This window comes from Pseudomonas sp. JL23 (genome assembly GCF_056933585.1).
Map to the genome: position 1 here is coordinate 1,415,580 of NZ_CM167795.1, position 15,362 is coordinate 1,430,941.

Genomic DNA, 15,362 nt, shown 5'->3' on the forward strand with positions numbered 1-15,362 from the left:
GCTTGGTCGTCACAAGCTGTCGCGCCTCTATAACTTCAACCGTTTCGACGGTAGAATCACCGGTTTTCCGTACAACCCGGTGGAGTGATGGCATGGCGGACGTAAACAAGGTAGTTCTGGCGTATTCCGGTGGCCTGGATACTTCGGTAATCCTCAAGTGGCTGCAGGATACCTATAACTGCGAAGTGGTGACCTTTACCGCTGACCTGGGTCAGGGCGAAGAAGTCGAGCCGGCACGCGCCAAGGCTCAGGCCATGGGCGTAAAAGAAATCTACATCGACGACCTGCGCGAAGAATTCGTGCGTGATTTCGTGTTCCCGATGTTCCGCGCCAACACTGTCTATGAAGGCGAGTACCTGCTGGGTACCTCCATCGCCCGTCCGTTGATCGCCAAACGCCTGATCGAAATCGCCAACGAAACCGGCGCTGACGCCATTTCCCACGGCGCTACCGGCAAAGGTAACGACCAGGTTCGTTTCGAACTGGGCGCCTACGCCCTCAAGCCAGGCGTGAAAGTGATCGCCCCTTGGCGCGAGTGGGACCTGCTGTCGCGCGAGAAGCTGATGGACTACGCCGAGAAGCACGCGATCCCGATCGAGCGTCACGGCAAGAAAAAATCCCCGTATTCCATGGACGCCAACCTGCTGCACATCTCCTACGAAGGTGGCGTGCTGGAAGACACCTGGACCGAGCACGAAGAAGACATGTGGCGTTGGACCGTTTCCCCGGAAAACGCGCCTGACGCACCGCAGTATCTGGAACTGACCTACCGCAACGGCGACATCGTTGCTCTGGACGGCGTTGAGATGACTCCAGCGACTGTGCTGGCGACCCTTAATCGTATCGGCGGCGAGCACGGCATTGGCCGTCTGGACATCGTCGAGAACCGTTATGTCGGCATGAAGTCCCGCGGCTGCTACGAGACGCCTGGCGGCACCATCATGCTGCGCGCCCACCGTGCCATCGAATCGATCACCCTGGACCGCGAAGTCGCTCACCTCAAGGATGAGTTGATGCCCAAGTACGCCAGCCTGATCTACACCGGCTACTGGTGGAGCCCTGAGCGTCTGATGCTGCAACAGATGATCGATGCGTCCCAGGCCCATGTGAACGGTGTTGTGCGCCTGAAGCTGTACAAGGGCAATGTCATCGTCACCGGCCGCAAGTCCGACGAGTCGTTGTTCGACGCCAACATCGCGACCTTCGAAGAAGACGGCGGTGCATACAACCAGGCCGACGCGGCGGGCTTCATCAAGCTCAACGCCCTGCGTATGCGTATCGCGGCCAACAAAGGCCGCAAGCTGTTCTAAGAGCGGTTTTGCGCAAGAGGCAGCCCCATATGGGGCTGCCCCTGGAATATGTATGTACCGGGTTCATACGCTTGGCTGTGTTGCCTGTTGCATTCAACGTTGTGCTTTCTTGATAGTGCTGTTGGTTTTTTTCGACGTGGCCCCATACGGCGCCCGCTGTTCCTGAGCCTGATTGCCCGCAAGGGGTGATGTCGGTTGCAGAAAAGCCAGCAAGTCCTCCATTTTCTTGCTGTAGCGTTTCATGAGCGCCTCAAGTTTCTGTTCAAACTCGAGGTCTTTTATCAGTGCTGCATTTTTTTTCAGTTTCTCCATTCTTTTCAATTGTTGGTTCAGCGCGTTTTCAGTGTCGCGAAACTCTTTGAGTAATGACATGGAAACTCCGGGTGACAAATAATTTCAAGTTAATGGGGACCGAAAGCATTGTTGCTAACGGGGCCGTTTCAGTTCGTATCCCTGATCGCATTGTGGTAGCGATGAGCTGAACATTAGTCGCTTTTGTAGGGAGATGCTTCAAGCCTGTTTTTGCGGTGAACTGCAGCCGTCTAAAGCTTGGATGGGCAAATGCCCGGTTCTGCGCGTGGAATAAAATGGCCCACGGCTACGCAGGTAGATATCTCGAGGCCTTTCCTCGTTTTCCTACGGTTTTTGATGGCTTTTCTTTGGTTCATAGTTATGGTTCCCTAAGATGTTTCATTGGTTTTCCTACGCATTAACCTGTATCGAAAAAATACGCGGGCAGGAGGACATGGGAGAATGGAGGGAATGTATTTCATTTTGCAGGCTTCACGGCACTCTCTTGGTTTTTCTCTCGTTTATAACCGCCCTCCTTGCGCTCGGTCGGTGCATAAAAAACCTTGGGATTGAAATTAAGTGTCAGGAAAAACATCACCACCAGGGCAGATGGAAAGGCGATTAAAAACCAGCTGTATATCTTTCGATCCTGTTCGCTCAAGTAAGGCAGCACGCTGGTTGCCGAGGCTTCGGACAGCGCGGAAAAAATGGCAATGATCGTGATTGGGTTAATAAGACGGGTTGGGTATTTCATCTCAGCGTCCTTTCAGTTGTCAGGAGATGGCTCGTTTAATCAAAGTGTGAGATTTTTGCAATAGACAAAAGGGTTATTCATTGCGTTCAGTGCGGCGAGGTCCGGTAGTAAGTCGATAGCCTGGATGGCAGAGTGGTCGGGCTTCTACCGGCACCTGTAGCCAGCAAACGTGGATGTTTATTCAGGCGAGGTCGGGGTCCTCGTTTGAATGTTTGAACTCTATTCGGTAAGCCTTGCCGATATTCCATACTTGTCGCAGATTCAGTCCGAGCATTTGAGCAATCTCCTGAGCTGTATAGCCGAGGCTGGAAAAGTGCATGGCATGCCCTGCAACGACATCATCTATTTCCGACGGATCTTGCCGCGCCTCTCGTTTGATCTCCAGTATGGGACGGCTGAAGGCGATCTTCACTCCGTGCTCAACGGCAAGTTGTCGAATTTCTTTCTTGTTCATTTTCAATGAATATTGCAATGCACATACGCCCGCTCCCTTGGCTACGAGCCCCTTTAGCTGCTCGGCCTTGGCTTGCCTGTCCGGCTCAGCAGGGCAAAGTGCTGCGCAGGCGATGCCTGGCTCAGATGATGAGTCGACAGACTCTGTGTCGGGTATTACATCGATGACACCTCCCTTGGCAACGAACTGCTCTACCGCAGCAGTCAGATCCAGAGTGTGTGGAGCATAGGACGTCGAATGAGAAAACTTATTGTTCATGGCATATCCCTTTTTGAGCATGGTTATACACATGACCAATCCAAAAAGAGTGAGTACGTGCTCTTCAAGTAGTCGAAGAGTCAATATCTTTGAATGGTCATGTTCATGTCGCTCGAATCCTTTCTGTTCGCTCGATGCGCAGATTCCATCTAGTGCAACATAGTTGAGGGGATCACATATCAAGTGCCCATTATTTGAAGGCGCGCTATTTGATCCCCTTGGTTTTTACGGGAGTAAAAAGTGGCTTCTTTTTTGAAAAAGTAACGACAGGTAATGGGATTTGCAAGTGAAAAAAATCACTTTACATGAATTTTGTTGTCGAGAGGGTGGCTGTCTTACATGTTTGTTTTTGACGTCTGTTAGTTGTGTAGTCCCTTTCCTCTTTGTTGGGTGAGGGATGGAAATCAGCAGCGATATAGTATTAGCTGTTTGTCGAATGAGCTATATACGTATAAAAGGTTAGCGTATTGTGAAGTGTTTGTCGGGTAAAAATTAATAAGACTGTTGTTGGGGCTGGATGCTGAAAGGGGCTATAAAGAAAGCGTTATCGACAGTTTTATAGAGTGACTTTGCGGAAGGAATTGTCTGAAAATCCTGTAGCTTTTTTCCCAAAATATATATGTGTATATAAAAAAACGTAGCAGGGTGTGTAATTTTTTGGTCTCGAAAGGGCAAGCGATCAGTGTTCGCAATAAATTCTGAACCTTCGTTCGAATGCTTTCCTGTTCTCGAGGTTATTCTGGGTGGATGAGTTGCCTGCTGCTCCGTAAATGCCCGCTGACCCTGCTCAGGAAAGTCAATCGGTACGAAAATTCTCGAGAGTGATCAAGGGTAGTGGCCATGAGCTATGTTATAGCGGTTGGGGTGATCGATGGTGTCCACAAAGGCTCATATTCATTGGCCCGGTATAGGTGTATTGATTAGTCCAAAGGGGTATTTGATAGGTGCGAGTGCTTATTGTAATAATTCTTTTCATCAGGTTGTGGTTTGCCATCATGTGCTATCGACTTCGTAATGCTTTGTGTCGTTTCAGGGAGGATCTTTCGTGAAGGCTATGGAGGCACTATCTGTTTTGCTTAATTTTGTAGGAAAAGTCTGTTCTGGAAGTGGGAATGGTCTTTGGGTGTTAGTCCGTAGGGGGGTGCGTCATGCAAAGCAGTAAACGACTAGGCTATTGTGCTGACTCTGAAAATTCTAATAGCAAAATTTGGACTGCCCATGAATAAAGTGCTGATCGTGGACGATCATCCCGTCATTCGCCTTGCCGTACGCATGCTGATGGAGCGTCATGGTTATGAGGTCATCGCGGAGACAGACAATGGAGTGGACGCACTGCAACTGGCGCGTGAGCATTTGCCGGATATCGTAATTCTGGACATCGGCATCCCCAAACTCGATGGTCTGGAAGTCATTTCCCGTTTGTCCGCCATGACCCTGTCATTCAAGGTTCTGATCCTGACGTCCCAATCGCCGGGGCATTTCTCCATGCGCTGCATGCAGGCAGGAGCGGCAGGCTATGTGTGCAAGCAGCAGGACCTGACCGAATTGCTCAGCGCCATCAAAGCGGTACTGTCGGGCTACAGCTATTTCCCCAATCAGGCCCTGCACACCGTGCGTTCCAGCATGGGGAACGCTAGCGAGGCGGATATGGTCGATCGTCTGTCCGGGCGGGAAATGATGGTGCTGCAGCAACTCGCCAGGGGCAGGACCAACAAGGAAATTGCTGACAGCATGTTCTTGAGCAATAAAACCGTCAGTACTTACAAGACGCGTCTGCTACTCAAGCTCAATGCTCATTCGCTGGTTGATCTCATTGAACTTGCGCAGCGCAATGGGCTGGTCTGACTCGCGCCCGTTCGGTAAATATTGGGAGGGTAATAAACGAGGTATTGGCTGATTTGACTCGTCTATTTGCAACTGCGTCAAAGCCCCTTGCTGAGTAGGGGCTTAACCGTTGGGATTCAGGGCAGGACAGGAGGTCAGAAATCGAAATCGTAATCGGCCAATTGCTTTTGCAGGCGGCGTTCTTCAAGCAGGTTGTCGATGGTGCGGCGCTTGCTCAGATTGGTCTTGGCCTGCTCGACGGGAGGCTGTTCACTATCGTCCACTTCAACAGCAATGAAATCGTCGTCTACGTCTAACTGCTCTTTGTCAGTACTCATCACTTGACTCCAGGCTTAGGCTGTCATTGGCGCACCTTATAGCGAGAATCCCGAGACGGGTAAAAAAGTTTTTTTCAATCGATTGACACTAAAACTCTCTATCAGTCAATCATCCGAGGTCTTGAGCTTGTATTCGCACAGGTCTTCGATCCTGCAACTACCGCAGCGTGGCTTGCGTGCCTGACAGACATAACGGCCGTGCAGGATCAGCCAATGGTGTGCGTCGAGCAGATACGGTTTGGGCACGAACTTCATCAGTTGCTTTTCAACTTCAACGACGTTCTTGCCCGGCGCGATGCCGGTTCGGTTGCTGACTCTGAAAATATGCGTGTCGACGGCCATGGCGATCTGGCGGAATGCGGTATTGAGCACGACGTTGGCGGTCTTGCGACCTACGCCGGGCAATGCCTCGAGCGCCTCCCGGGTTTCCGGGACCTGGCTGTTGTGCTGCTCGATCAAAAGGCGGCAGGTCTCGATCACATTCTTGGCCTTGCTGTTATACAGGCCGATCGTCTTGATGTACTCGGACAGGCCGTCCACACCCAGCGCATAAATCGCTTCGGGGGTATTGGCAACGGGATACAGCTTTGCCATGGCTTTGTTAACGCTGACATCGGTGGCCTGGGCTGAAAGGATGACCGATATCAACAGCTCGAACGGCGTGGTGTAGGCCAGTTCGGTCTTGGGATCCGGATTGTCTTCGTGCAGCCGACGAAAAATCTCAAGGCGTTTCACAGCGTTCATGACGACGACATTTCCTTGATAGGGGGCTGACCGGCGTCCTGTAACGCCTGTTCGGCCCGTTTAACTTCTGCGCTCAGCGCCTGTAACTGTTCCTGCGGGGCCTGGTTGGTGCGAGCCTTGTTCAGGGCGGCCCGGGCCATGGCCAGCTGGATCTTGGCGCGCTTGAGGTTGCCATCGTCCACTTTCGGTGCCGTGACCGTTGGCACGGCTACAGCGCTGTTCTGAATAAGCAGGCGCTCCAGTTCCTGTTCGGCCTGTTCGAATGCTTGCCCCATTGTTCGCAGTTGGACAGCCTGCTCTGCAATGGGTGGGTGTCTGAAGGCTTTCAGTGCCTTGTGCAACTGGGCGCGACTCATGGCCACGGCAATGCGTGCCTTTTTCAGGGCTTCGTCCTGGGCGGCGGCAGGGAGCGCGCCTGATGCTACTGCGCTCGGGATGGCCGTCGTGGCCTGGGCCATGCGGGCTTTGCGTTCGGCAAGGCGCTGTTGCTCTTCCCGATGCAGGCGAGCGTTACGCAATTCAAAGCGTTTGCGGGCGCGATCGCGTTTAACCGCCCGTGTCTGGCGTTGTTCGCTATCGAAGGCCAGGCCGCCGACAATCGGCGTAATACCGTTGGGGACCAGTGGCAGCATATCGATGCAATCGACCGGGCAGGGGGCTACACACAGGTCGCAGCCCGTGCATTCATCGCTTATCACCGTATGCATCAGTTTGGCGGCGCCGACGATGGCGTCTACCGGGCAGGCCTGGATGCATTTGGTGCAGCCAATGCACTCGGCCTCGCGAATAAACGCCACCTGGGCAGGCGCCGAGCCGCGTTCGCTATCCAGTGACAGCAGAGGAACACGTAACAGCTCTGCCAAGGCTGCGATGGTCTCGTCGCCGCCGGGTGGGCATTTGTTGATGGCTTCGCCTTCGGCAATCCCTCGTGCGTAAGGCTTGCAGCCGGGATGGCCGCATTTGCCGCACTGGGTTTGCGGCAGCAGCGCATCGATACGCTGGATCAGGCTCATGGGTTCACCCGTCATGATCTTTCAGGCCTTGGGGCTGTCGGGCAGCAACACGGGCCTGTAGGAGCTGCCGAAGGCTGCGATTGGGTCTGTCGGATGCACCGCTTTCGCAGCCTTCGGCAGCGCCTACAAAAGTCGTATTCCAATCAGGATAGTTGCGCGGCCGTTGATAAGAGCCGGCAAGCCGGCTCCCATATCGCGCCTGATTTGTCTTACTTGATCCGTTGACCCGGCTTGGCGCCGCTGTCCGGGCTGAGCAGGTAGATTTCTTCACCGCCAGGGCCAGCCGCCATCACCATGCCTTCGGAGATGCCGAAGCGCATTTTCCGTGGCTTGAGGTTGGCGATCATCATGGTCAGGCGACCTTCCAGTTCCGCCGGGTTCGGGTAGGCGCTCTTGATTCCGGAGAACACGTTGCGTTGCTCGTCGCCGATATCCAGGGTCAGACGCAGCAGCTTGTCGGCACCGTCCACGTGCTCGGCCTTGACGATCAGGGCCACACGCAGGTCGATGGCGGCGAAGGCGTCGAAGTCGATTTCTGCCGACAGCGGATCCTTGGCCAATTCACCGTTGCCTTTGGGCGCGGTGTCGGTGGCCTGGGCCGTCAGGTCTTCTTTCGAAGCTGCAGTCATGGCCTCGACCTTGACAGGATCGATACGGGTCATCAGGGCCTGGAACGGATTGAGCTGATGATTGCTCAGCAGGGTCAGGTGGTCGTCCCAGGTCAGTGGCGCGACGTTGAGGAACTGCTCGGCATCGGCGGCCAGTTGCGGCAGTACAGGCTTGAGGAAAATCACCAGCTGGCGGAACAGGTTGACGCCCAGGGCACAGACGGCCTGCACTTCGTCCTGTTTGCCTTCCTGCTTGGCCAGCGCCCAAGGTGCTTTCTCGGCGATATAGGCGTTGGCGCGGTCGGCCAGGCCCATGATCTCGCGCATGGCGCGGGCAAAGTCACGGCCTTCGTAGGCTTCGGCTATGCCGGGCGCGGCAGCGAGGAAGGCCTCGGTCAGTTCCGGCGCGGCATTGCCGGCCACCAGCACGCCTGCATTACCCTTGTGGATAAAGCCGGCGCAACGGCTGGCAATATTGACTACCTTGCCGATCAGGTCCGAATTGACCTTCTGCACGAAGTCTTCGAGGTTCAGGTCCAGATCGTCGACGCCACGGCCCAGCTTGGCCGCGTAGTAGTAACGCAGGTATTCCGGCGACAGATGTTCCAGGTAGGTGCGGGCCTTGATGAACGTGCCGCGGGACTTGGACATCTTCTGGCCGTTGACGGTCAGGTAGCCGTGCACGTTGATGCCGGTCGGCTTGCGGAAACCGGCGCCTTCGAGCATGGCCGGCCAGAACAGGGCGTGGAAGTTGACGATGTCCTTGCCGATGAAGTGGTACAGCTCGCCCGTGGAGTCCGGGGCCCAGAAGGCGTCGAAGTCCAGTTCGGGGCGGCGTGCGCAGAGGTTCTTGAAGCTGGCCATGTAGCCGATCGGCGCGTCCAGCCAGACATAGAAATACTTGCCCGGCTCATCCGGGATCTCGAAGCCGAAATACGGCGCGTCGCGGGAGATGTCCCACTGTTGCAGGCCGGTGTCCAGCCACTCGGAGAGCTTGTTGGCCACGGCGTCCTGCAGGGTGCCGCTGCGGGTCCAGCTCTTGAGCATGGCGTCGAAGGCGGGCAGGTCGAAGAAGAAGTGCTTGGAGTCCTTGAGCACCGGCGTGGCGCCGGAGATGGCCGACTTCGGATCCTTCAGATCGGTCGGTGCATAGGTGGCGCCGCACTTCTCGCAGTTGTCGCCGTACTGGTCTTCGGTGCCGCACTTCGGGCAAGTGCCCTTGATGAAGCGGTCGGCCAGGAACATTTTCTTTTCCGGGTCGAAATACTGGGTCACCGAACGGGTGGCGATATGCCCGGCATCGCGCAGGCGCGTGTAGATCAGGCTCGACAGCTCGCGGTTTTCATCCGAGTGGGTCGAATGGAAATTGTCGAAATCCACCAGGAAGTCGGCAAAGTCTGCGCTGTGTTCAGCCTTGACGTTGGCGATAAGCTGCTCCGGGGTAATGCCTTCCTTTTCCGCGCGCAGCATGATTGCCGAGCCATGGGCATCGTCTGCGCAGACATACACGCACTGGTTGCCGCGATGCTTCTGGAAGCGCACCCACATGTCGGTCTGGATGTACTCGAGCATGTGGCCAAGGTGAATGGAACCATTGGCATAGGGCAGGGCGCTGGTGACGAGAATCTTGCGTGGCTCGGACATGGGGCTCGGCTACTTGAAGTGAAACGGAGGTCGGCCACTATAAAGGTCTGAGCATTTTTTTTCACCCCGCGCTGACGTGGGAATGTGCCTTGATGTGCGGCGAAATCATGTCGCGGTTCGAGAGAAGGGGTAGGATAGCCGCCTGTTTTACTCAGTCATTTCTTTGGGAGTTACCCATGAGCGCAGTCAGTCGCGCCGCGGTGGAAGCCGTCCTTCGTCAATACACCGACCCTTATCTGAACCAGGACCCGGTCAGCGCCGGTTGCGTACGGGCCATTGAGATCAATGGCGGGCAGGTCCAGGTGCGCCTGGAACTGGGTTATGCCGCCGCGTTGTTCAAGAATGGCTGGGCGCAGATGCTGCAGATCGCCATCGAGGGCCTGGACGGTGTGTCCTCGGCCAGGGTCGAGATCAACAGCGTGATCGCCGCGCACAAGGCCCAGGGCCAAGTGCCGAGCCTGAGCAACGTCAAGAACATCATCGCCGTGGCGTCCGGCAAGGGCGGTGTGGGCAAGTCGACCACGGCGGCCAACCTGGCGCTGGCCCTGTCTCGCGAAGGCGCGCGGGTCGGTATTCTCGATGCCGATATCTATGGTCCGAGCCAAGGCGTGATGTTCGGCATTGCCGAAGGTACGCGACCGAAGATCAAGGATCAGAAGTGGTTCGTGCCGATCGAAGCCCATGGCATTGAAGTGATGTCCATGGCCTTCCTGACCGACGACAACACGCCGATGGTCTGGCGCGGGCCGATGGTGTCGGGTGCTTTGCTGCAACTGGTCACTCAGACCGCCTGGAATGACCTGGACTATCTGGTCATCGACATGCCGCCGGGCACCGGTGATATCCAGTTGACCCTGGCGCAGAAAGTGCCGGTGGCCGGTTCGGTCATCGTGACTACGCCTCAGGATCTGGCGCTGCTGGATGCCAAGAAGGGCGTGGAGATGTTCCGCAAGGTCAATATCCCGGTGCTTGGCGTGGTCGAGAACATGGCGGTGCATATCTGCTCGAAGTGCGGCCATGCCGAGCATCTGTTCGGTGAGGGCGGCGGCGAGAAGCTGGCATCGCAGTATGGCGTCGATCTGCTGGCTTCGCTGCCGCTGTCGATGCTGATCCGCGAGCAGGCCGATGGTGGCAAGCCGACGGTGATTGCCGAGCCGGAAAGCCAGATTGCCATGGTCTATCAGGAACTGGCTCGTCAGGTGGGCGCGCGATTGGTGTTGCAGGAAGCGGCCAGCCAGGCGATGCCAAGTATTTCGGTTAGCGACGACTGACACGACCCCCCCGTAGGACTGGCTTTAGCCGCGAGGCGCCTTCCCGGCTAAAGCCAGTCCTACGGGGCACTCGGTTTTTCACAGGCATAAAAAAACCCCGCTTTTGGCGGGGTTTTCTTTAAGCGAATAAGGACAAGTTAGATAACTTGAACTTCTTCAGCTTGCATGCCTTTCTGACCGCGGGTAGCGATGAAAGAAACCTGTTGGCCTTCTTTCAGGCTTTTGAAGCCGTCGGATTGGATAGCTTTGAAGTGCACGAACAGGTCGTCACCGGATTGTGGAGTGATGAAGCCGAAGCCTTTTTCATCGTTGAACCACTTAACGGTACCAGTTTGGCGATTGGACATAGTAAATCTCCTTGGACAAAGTTAACTGCGACTCAGGAAGAGCCCTGGCCGAGACTGAGTGCAAAGAGCTGGAAAATTCATGGAGATGGTTGGATCGAAATTCAACATCGTGTAGAGATTCTCAGTGACACAAGCAACACAGTGGCGCCACCTTAACCCTTTTTCCGGGACGTGCCAATGGTCTGTGAGCGATTATTTCCAATCCCGGTGAACGGGCCGTGCGCCGCCGCTCCACAGTCTTTGAACCCGACGCGCAGGCCCGGTAAGATGCCGGACATCTTTTTTCACCTCGCTATTCAGGACACCGCCATGAGCATCAAATCGGACAAGTGGATTCGCCGCATGGCGCAGGAACACGGCATGATCGAGCCTTTCGTGGAGCGCCAGGTGCGCGGCGAAGGCGCCGATCGGGTGATCTCCTTCGGTGTGTCCAGCTACGGCTACGACGTGCGTTGCGCCGATGAATTCAAGGTGTTCACCAACATCAATTCGGCGACCGTCGATCCGAAGAATTTCGATGAAAAAAGCTTCGTCGATATCAAGAGTGATGTCTGCATCATCCCGCCGAACTCCTTCGCCCTGGCCCGCACCGTCGAATATTTCCGCATTCCGCGCAATGTCCTGACCATCTGCCTGGGCAAGAGCACCTACGCTCGCTGCGGCATCATTGTCAACGTCACGCCGCTGGAACCGGAGTGGGAAGGTCATGTGACCCTGGAATTCTCCAACACCACCACACTGCCGGCGAAGATCTATGCCAACGAAGGCGTGGCGCAGATGCTCTTCCTTGAGTCCGACGAAGAATGCGAAGTGTCCTACAAGGACCGCGGCGGCAAGTACCAGGGCCAGCGCGGCGTCACCCTGCCACGCACCTGATCTGCCGTTGGTCATCTCGAAAGTGAATTAGTCTTGAAAACGGCACTCTACAGGTTGAATCGCTTCCACTTGCAGGAGCAGGTGGGGCTCAGCCCTGGAGTGCCCATGAAGACAAACATCAAACCTGTCGCCACCCCTCAAGCCAATGAGATCGGACTTCTGGCTTGGTCGCTGTTGGCGCATCCGCAGTTCAACATGGTGGGTGGCGGTATTCCCGGCCAGCCCAACCCCGATACCCCCAATGACTATCCGCAGCCTGAAGAACCGGGCGAGCCAACCGGGCCTGACGAGCTGCCTCCGGTGCCTGTGGCCTGACGGCGATTGATTTTCTGTGGGACCGGCTTTAGCCGGGAAGGCATATTCCCGGCTAAAGCCGGTCCCACATGGTCCGCAGCCTTATGATCCCGAACTGATTCAGGAACTCACCGCCCACACCCCGCCATCACCCGTCAGGTAAATTTTGCCTGTGCCCTGTCGTTTTACCTGAAATCCCCCAGTGAACTCACCGAACGCAGGCAACAGGCTGACCCGCTCATTCAGATAAAAACACGGCAGGCGCAGGCTCTGTCGACCCAGGCCATGCAGACGGAAAACAGGATGGACATGCCCGGCCAGTACGTGTCGGGTCGGGTGTAGGTCGGGTTCATGTTGCAGGGCAAAGGGGCCGAGCAGCAACGGTCCGCTGATGACGTCGATATTCAGCGACGCAGGAGGGTCGCCCGCACGTTGGTCGTGGTTGCCGCGAATCAAAGTCATGGGCAAGGCAGGGTGCTGTTCGCGCCACTGCCCAATGGCCGCGAGAGTCGCCGCCGTGTGAGATTCCGGTGCATGGAGGAAATCGCCAAGAAAGATTAGCCAGTCACAGGGATAGGCCGCCAACAGCCGGTCCAGGCGCTGCAGATTGCCCTGGGTGGTGCCATGGGGCGCGGGTTGCCCCAGTTTGCGATAGGCGGCCGCCTTGCCCAGATGTATGTCGGCAATCAGTAGGGCGCGGTGTTCGGGGTAGTAGATCGCCTTGTCCGCCAGCAGCCACAGCTCTGCCCCGGCCAGGGTCACTGGCAGGTAAGGTTTCATTGCGTGGCCTCCGGTCCTGCGGCTTTTTCCAGGTCGCCGACCATGCGCGCGATGCGGTCGGCCAGTTTCTCGGTGGTCAGGCTTTCACGCATGCGCTCAACCAGGAGCGGGAAGGCCATGGGCGTGGGGCGCTTGATGGCATGCAGGTCCAGGCGACACTGGTTAATGTGTTGCAGCGAGTGCTCCAGGCGCTTCAGATCCAGTTCCTGGCGCAACACCTCTTGTTCGGCCTGGGACAGCAGCAGATTACTCGGGTCGTACTGGCGGAATACCTCGAAAAACAGCCCACTGGAGGCCTGCAACTGTCGGTTGCTCTTCGGCGCGCCGGGATAGCCGGAAAACACCAGACCGGCGATGCGGGCGATTTCGCGGAAGCGGCGTAATGCCAGCTCACCGGCGTTGAGGCTGGCGAGAATGTCCTCCAGCAAATGCTCCGGGCTGAATGGCCCGGCGTTCAGTTGTTCGGCCCAGTCCACAGCGCTGGCGCTCAGCAGCTCGAAGCCGTAATCGTTGACGGCAATGGAGAAAGTCAGCGGTCGTTGCTTGCTCAGACGCCAGGCCAGCAGGCTGGCCAGACCCAGGTGCACATGGCGCCCGGCGAAGGGGTAAAGGAACAGGTGCCAGCCTTCCCGTGACTTAAGGGTTTCGGCCAGCAGGGTGTTGCGCTGCGGCAGTGCCGACCATTGTTGCTGCACTTGCAGCAGCGGTTTGACCGCTTGCATTTCCGGGCTGCGAAACTCGCCCTGTGCGGCGGCGTCGAATTTTTCCACCACGGCCTCGGCAAGCTCACTCGACAGTGGCATGCGCCCGCCATTCCAGCGTGGCACGGCGGCCTTTTTGCGCGTCGCGCGCTGCACGTAGGCGGTCATGTTCTCCACCCGCACCAGCTCCAGCAGGCGCCCGCTGAAGAGAAATCCGTCGCCTGGCTTGAGCCTGGCAATGAAGCCTTCTTCCACGGTGCCCAGAGAGCCACCCCCGCCGCCTTTTTTCCAATACTTCACGGTGATGCTGGCATCGCTGACGATGGTGCCGATGCTCATGCGATGGCGCCGCGCCAGATGAGCGTCCGGCACGCGCCAGATGCCGTCTGCGTCAGGCTCGACGCGGCGGTAGTCCGGATAGGCGGTCAGGGAATGGCCGCCATGACGGACAAATGCCAAGGCCCATTGCCATTCTTCGTCCGTCAGGTCGTGATAGGCCCAGGCGCTGCGCACTTCTTCGCGCAGCTCATCGGGGCGGAAGCCGCCGCCCAGGGCCATGCTCACGACATGCTGGACCAATACATCCAATGGTTTGTGCGGCGATTCCCGGCCTTCGATCATGCGCGATGCCACGGCGTCATGAGCGGCGGCAGCTTCCACCAGTTCAAGGCTGTGGGTCGGCACCAGGGTCACGCGCGACGGCCGACCGGGCGCATGACCAGAGCGACCCGCGCGTTGCATCAGCCGGGCGATGCCCTTGGGCGAGCCGATTTGCAGCACGCGTTCGACGGGCAGAAAATCCACCCCCAGGTCGAGGCTCGATGTGCAGACCACGGCTTTCAGATGGCCCTGTTTAAGCGCCCGCTCGACCCAGTCGCGTACCTCGCGAGATAGCGAGCCGTGATGCAGGGCGATCAGCCCGGCCCAGTCGGGGCGGGCATGGAGCAGGGCTTGGTACCAGATTTCCGATTGCGCGCGGGTGTTGGTGAACAGCAGGCAACTGGTACTGCTGTCGACTTCGGCCAGCACCTGGGGCAGCATGCGCAGGCCCATATGCCCGGCCCAAGGGAAGCGGTCGATGGTGGGCGGCAGCAGGGTATCGACGATCAGCTGTTTGTTCAGCTTGCCTTGTACGCTGATGCCGCTGTCACCCACCAGCACCTGCTGGGCGTGACGCTGGTTACCCAAGGTTGCTGATATGCCCCAGACAATCAGATTGGGGGTGAAGCGGCGCAAGCGGGCCAGGGCCAGTTGCAACTGCACGCCACGCTTGTTGCCGATCAGCTCATGCCATTCATCGACCACGACCATTTTCAGCGTCGAAAACAGGTTTGCTGCATCGGCGCGGGTCAGCAGCAAGGTCAGGCTTTCCGGGGTAGTGATCAGTGCCGAGGGCAGGCGTCGGCCTTGCCTGGCGCGCTCGCTGCTGCTGGTGTCGCCGGTACGCAGGCCGACACTCCAGGGAATCTGCAGATCGAGCAGTGGCGCTTCCAGAGCCCTTGCGGTATCGGCAGCCAGAGCGCGCATGGGCGTGATCCACAGTACCTGCAAAGGGGCGGCGACGGATTTACGCTTACGCGGCTTGTCGTCCGCCGTAAGAGGCGCGGGCTGGGCGAAGCGATTCAGTGCAGCGAACCACACGGCGTAGGTTTTCCCGGCGCCAGTGCTGGCATGGAGCAAACCGGACTGGCCGCGCCTGACGGCGGTCCATACCTCTTTCTGGAACGCAAAAGGCTTCCAGCCCGTGGCTGAAAACCATTGCTGCGCGAAGTCGTGAGGTTTGCCCATGCCCGGCGCTGTGCTCTGAAAGGGGATAAGTCAGAGACAGCGGGTTGGCGGGAATAGTTTTGTTGGA

General features: G+C 57.2%; 15 protein-coding genes. 5 read left to right on the forward strand and 10 right to left on the reverse strand.

Going from position 1 to position 15,362, the window contains the following annotated elements:
* Positions 1 to 92: 92 nt before the first annotated feature.
* Positions 93 to 1,310 carry an argininosuccinate synthase gene (locus AC1Z24_RS06595; RefSeq protein ID WP_259098719.1) on the forward strand — a complete coding sequence of 406 codons (1,218 nt, stop codon included), beginning with the start codon at positions 93 to 95 and terminating at the stop codon, positions 1,308 to 1,310.
* A 93-nt stretch (positions 1,311 to 1,403) separates the two neighbouring features.
* Here the strand turns inward: AC1Z24_RS06595 and AC1Z24_RS06600 are convergent, their stop codons facing one another.
* From AC1Z24_RS06600 to AC1Z24_RS06610, 3 genes are all read right to left on the reverse strand, one after another.
* The gene (locus AC1Z24_RS06600) at positions 1,404 to 1,682 is read right to left on the reverse strand and encodes a hypothetical protein (protein WP_483745006.1); all 279 of its coding nucleotides are present in this window, start codon (positions 1,680 to 1,682) and stop codon (positions 1,404 to 1,406) included.
* 397 nt (positions 1,683 to 2,079) lie between these two features.
* Positions 2,080 to 2,355 (reverse strand): hypothetical protein, encoded by a 276-nt coding sequence (locus AC1Z24_RS06605; protein ID WP_483745007.1) that lies wholly within the window; start codon positions 2,353 to 2,355, stop codon positions 2,080 to 2,082.
* 181 nt (positions 2,356 to 2,536) lie between these two features.
* The gene (locus tag AC1Z24_RS06610; RefSeq protein WP_483745008.1) at positions 2,537 to 3,100 is read right to left on the reverse strand and encodes a hypothetical protein; all 564 of its coding nucleotides are present in this window, start codon (positions 3,098 to 3,100) and stop codon (positions 2,537 to 2,539) included.
* A 1,185-nt stretch (positions 3,101 to 4,285) separates the two neighbouring features.
* Here AC1Z24_RS06610 and AC1Z24_RS06615 point away from each other — a divergent pair.
* Positions 4,286 to 4,912, forward strand: a complete 627-nt coding sequence (locus AC1Z24_RS06615) for a response regulator transcription factor (RefSeq protein ID WP_259098725.1) — start codon at positions 4,286 to 4,288, stop codon at positions 4,910 to 4,912.
* A gap of 134 nt (positions 4,913 to 5,046) precedes the next feature.
* Here the strand turns inward: AC1Z24_RS06615 and AC1Z24_RS06620 are convergent, their stop codons facing one another.
* The 4 genes from AC1Z24_RS06620 to metG form a co-directional block, all read right to left on the reverse strand.
* The gene (locus AC1Z24_RS06620; RefSeq protein WP_483745009.1) at positions 5,047 to 5,229 is read right to left on the reverse strand and encodes a PA3496 family putative envelope integrity protein; all 183 of its coding nucleotides are present in this window, start codon (positions 5,227 to 5,229) and stop codon (positions 5,047 to 5,049) included.
* A gap of 105 nt (positions 5,230 to 5,334) precedes the next feature.
* Positions 5,335 to 5,973: an endonuclease III gene (gene nth / locus AC1Z24_RS06625; protein WP_483745010.1), complete on the reverse strand. Its 639-nt coding sequence runs from the start codon at positions 5,971 to 5,973 to the stop codon at positions 5,335 to 5,337.
* Entirely contained in the window at positions 5,970 to 6,986 is a 1,017-nt protein-coding gene (gene rsxB / locus AC1Z24_RS06630; protein WP_483746548.1) for an electron transport complex subunit RsxB, read from the reverse strand. Before rsxB ends, nth begins: the two co-directional genes overlap by 4 nt.
* A 209-nt stretch (positions 6,987 to 7,195) precedes the next feature.
* On the reverse strand, positions 7,196 to 9,238 hold the full coding sequence (gene metG / locus AC1Z24_RS06635) for a methionine--tRNA ligase (protein ID WP_483745011.1): 2,043 nt from the start codon (positions 9,236 to 9,238) through the stop codon (positions 7,196 to 7,198).
* Between the two features lie 176 nt (positions 9,239 to 9,414).
* On the opposite strand from metG, the gene apbC reads away from it, so the two are divergent.
* Positions 9,415 to 10,509, forward strand: a complete 1,095-nt coding sequence (gene apbC, locus AC1Z24_RS06640; RefSeq protein WP_483745012.1) for an iron-sulfur cluster carrier protein ApbC — start codon at positions 9,415 to 9,417, stop codon at positions 10,507 to 10,509.
* Between the two features lie 137 nt (positions 10,510 to 10,646).
* Here apbC and AC1Z24_RS06645 read toward each other — a convergent pair whose 3' ends face one another.
* Positions 10,647 to 10,856 (reverse strand): cold-shock protein, encoded by a 210-nt coding sequence (locus AC1Z24_RS06645; protein ID WP_002554837.1) that lies wholly within the window; start codon positions 10,854 to 10,856, stop codon positions 10,647 to 10,649.
* Positions 10,857 to 11,165: 309 nt separating this feature from the next.
* On the opposite strand from AC1Z24_RS06645, the gene dcd reads away from it, so the two are divergent.
* Together dcd and AC1Z24_RS06655 are read left to right on the forward strand one after the other, a co-directional pair.
* On the forward strand, positions 11,166 to 11,732 hold the full coding sequence (gene dcd / locus AC1Z24_RS06650; protein WP_002554836.1) for a dCTP deaminase: 567 nt from the start codon (positions 11,166 to 11,168) through the stop codon (positions 11,730 to 11,732).
* Positions 11,733 to 11,837: 105 nt separating this feature from the next.
* Positions 11,838 to 12,047, forward strand: coding sequence for a hypothetical protein (locus AC1Z24_RS06655; protein WP_259098940.1), 210 nt, complete (start codon positions 11,838 to 11,840; stop codon positions 12,045 to 12,047).
* Between the two features lie 99 nt (positions 12,048 to 12,146).
* Here the strand turns inward: AC1Z24_RS06655 and pdeM are convergent, their stop codons facing one another.
* Both pdeM and AC1Z24_RS06665 read right to left on the reverse strand, forming a co-directional pair.
* A complete protein-coding gene (gene pdeM, locus AC1Z24_RS06660) occupies positions 12,147 to 12,806 on the reverse strand; it encodes a ligase-associated DNA damage response endonuclease PdeM (RefSeq protein ID WP_483745013.1) in 660 nt (219 codons plus the stop codon).
* Positions 12,803 to 15,295: a ligase-associated DNA damage response DEXH box helicase gene (locus tag AC1Z24_RS06665; RefSeq protein ID WP_483745014.1), complete on the reverse strand. Its 2,493-nt coding sequence runs from the start codon at positions 15,293 to 15,295 to the stop codon at positions 12,803 to 12,805. Before AC1Z24_RS06665 ends, pdeM begins: the two co-directional genes overlap by 4 nt.
* Positions 15,296 to 15,362: the final 67 nt, after the last annotated feature.

Bases quoted from the DNA above. Each gene is read 5' to 3' on its own strand.
- AC1Z24_RS06595 (WP_259098719.1), top strand. From the start codon at position 93: ATGGCGGACGTAAACAAGGTAGTTCTGGCGTATTCCGGTGGCCTGGAT.
- AC1Z24_RS06600 (WP_483745006.1), bottom strand. From the start codon at position 1,682: ATGTCATTACTCAAAGAGTTTCGCGACACTGAAAACGCGCTGAACCAA.
- AC1Z24_RS06605 (WP_483745007.1), bottom strand. From the start codon at position 2,355: ATGAAATACCCAACCCGTCTTATTAACCCAATCACGATCATTGCCATT.
- AC1Z24_RS06610 (WP_483745008.1), bottom strand. From the start codon at position 3,100: ATGTGTATAACCATGCTCAAAAAGGGATATGCCATGAACAATAAGTTT.
- AC1Z24_RS06615 (WP_259098725.1), top strand. From the start codon at position 4,286: ATGAATAAAGTGCTGATCGTGGACGATCATCCCGTCATTCGCCTTGCC.
- AC1Z24_RS06620 (WP_483745009.1), bottom strand. From the start codon at position 5,229: ATGAGTACTGACAAAGAGCAGTTAGACGTAGACGACGATTTCATTGCT.
- nth (WP_483745010.1), bottom strand. From the start codon at position 5,973: ATGAACGCTGTGAAACGCCTTGAGATTTTTCGTCGGCTGCACGAAGAC.
- rsxB (WP_483746548.1), bottom strand. From the start codon at position 6,986: ATGAGCCTGATCCAGCGTATCGATGCGCTGCTGCCGCAAACCCAGTGC.
- metG (WP_483745011.1), bottom strand. From the start codon at position 9,238: ATGTCCGAGCCACGCAAGATTCTCGTCACCAGCGCCCTGCCCTATGCC.
- apbC (WP_483745012.1), top strand. From the start codon at position 9,415: ATGAGCGCAGTCAGTCGCGCCGCGGTGGAAGCCGTCCTTCGTCAATAC.
- AC1Z24_RS06645 (WP_002554837.1), bottom strand. From the start codon at position 10,856: ATGTCCAATCGCCAAACTGGTACCGTTAAGTGGTTCAACGATGAAAAA.
- dcd (WP_002554836.1), top strand. From the start codon at position 11,166: ATGAGCATCAAATCGGACAAGTGGATTCGCCGCATGGCGCAGGAACAC.
- AC1Z24_RS06655 (WP_259098940.1), top strand. From the start codon at position 11,838: ATGAAGACAAACATCAAACCTGTCGCCACCCCTCAAGCCAATGAGATC.
- pdeM (WP_483745013.1), bottom strand. From the start codon at position 12,806: ATGAAACCTTACCTGCCAGTGACCCTGGCCGGGGCAGAGCTGTGGCTG.
- AC1Z24_RS06665 (WP_483745014.1), bottom strand. From the start codon at position 15,295: ATGGGCAAACCTCACGACTTCGCGCAGCAATGGTTTTCAGCCACGGGC.